This window comes from Mesonia mobilis DSM 19841 (assembly GCF_000423405.1).
Classification (GTDB): Bacteria; Bacteroidota; Bacteroidia; order Flavobacteriales; family Flavobacteriaceae; genus Mesonia; species Mesonia mobilis.
This window is the reverse complement of sequence record NZ_AUHX01000048.1, coordinates 1-1,373: the sequence shown is the minus strand read 5'-3', so window position 1 is coordinate 1,373 and position 1,373 is coordinate 1. Positions and strand designations below refer to the sequence as shown.

At 28.6% G+C, this 1,373-nt stretch carries 1 protein-coding gene; it reads left to right on the top strand.

Translation table 11 applies throughout. The annotated features are described in order from the left end of the window. Positions 1-646: 646 nt before the first annotated feature. On the top strand, positions 647-1,270 hold the full coding sequence (locus tag G551_RS0112335; RefSeq protein WP_027885845.1) for a tetratricopeptide repeat protein: 624 nt from the start codon (positions 647-649) through the stop codon (positions 1,268-1,270). The last annotated feature ends 103 nt before the right edge of the window (positions 1,271-1,373 follow it).

The following is a 1,373-nucleotide window of genomic DNA, read 5'->3' as shown; positions in this document are numbered from 1 at the left end:
TAATTTTAGCTATCTTAGTTTTTAACCAATCCGCAACTGATTGTTATACAAGACCGTTGTGAGCAATATTAAAAGCTACGGATTCTCAACAGTTTATTCAGGGATAAAATATGAACATTGCTTGTTGGATTTATTTTAGCACGGATATAATAATAGCTGTGCTCAAGCTTTTCGATGAGATCGTGTGAAAGTTTACTTTCAAATACGAACGAATTCGTATAAAAGCTTGATCAAGGTAGCGGATTTTTTTATAAAAATCAAGTGGACGACAAAAATAAAACCAAAAAAAGCAAAGCTGGACGCTATTAAATTACTTTATCCCTTCCCCTACTCGATGACGTTGGTTATAATACCGGTCTATAACAAACATAATCTTCGCAGTAAAAACTGATGACAATTTGCTATGTATCTCTTTGAAGACTACGTAATTCTTTTTAAACTTTAGCCTTTTTTTAATTCAATGGTAAAGTTTTCAAAAAAATTACTGCACACAACGCTGTATATCTAAAATTGTGAGGTAGTTGTTTATTTGGACTAGCACTCAAATAAAACAACTAGTTCGCTAATATTTGCTATATTAGTGAACTAAAACTACACAACTTTAGATATACGAAACCGTTGGCGTCAATTTTAAACCTAATACTAAATGAAAATAAATCTATTAATTTTAATGATAGTTTTATCATTTCAAGCTTGTAAAGAAAACTCTTATAATTCTGAGGAAATTATTTATAAGAAAAATACATCTGATATAATAAAGTTATCGAGTGATGGAATAGAAAACAAAAAAGCTGCTGAAAAATATTTATATGGATTAAATTATATAAAAAATGAAAAATATTCACAAGCAAAAAAGGAATTCTTAAAAGCCGATAAAATTGAACCTGATAATATTTTAATCTTAAGTTCAATTGCAAATGTGGAAAATAAGCTAGGTAACTCCACTAAATCTAACAGGATGCTTTATGAATTGATTTCAAAAGATAGCACTTATGTAAATTTATACATCAATTTAGGTGTAAACTTAAATAAATTAAAAAAATATCAAGAAGCAGAAAAAATTTTTCTAAGAGGTATGAAATACATAGAAAACAAAGAACCTATTAAAAAGTCCTCCTACTTTTTGAGTATGGCTGCTACTTATAAAGGTTTATCTGATTGTGAAAATATGCAAATTTATGCCAAGAAAGGACTTAATTCAGCTCAAAATGATTTTCTGAAGAATTTTGCGAAAAGTCTTATCAGATATTCTAAAACTGATTGTAAATAAAAACTGTCGCCAACAACGGTAACCGTTGCACAAGCCTTTAATTCTTAGAAAATCTCACTTATTTAAACCGCTTTTAGGAGGTTTTTTGTTTTTATATCCTTTG

What these genes read in the sequence shown, in the direction of transcription:
- G551_RS0112335 (WP_027885845.1), top strand. Translation starts at nt 647, where the DNA reads ATGAAAATAAATCTATTAATTTTAATGATAGTTTTATCATTTCAAGCT.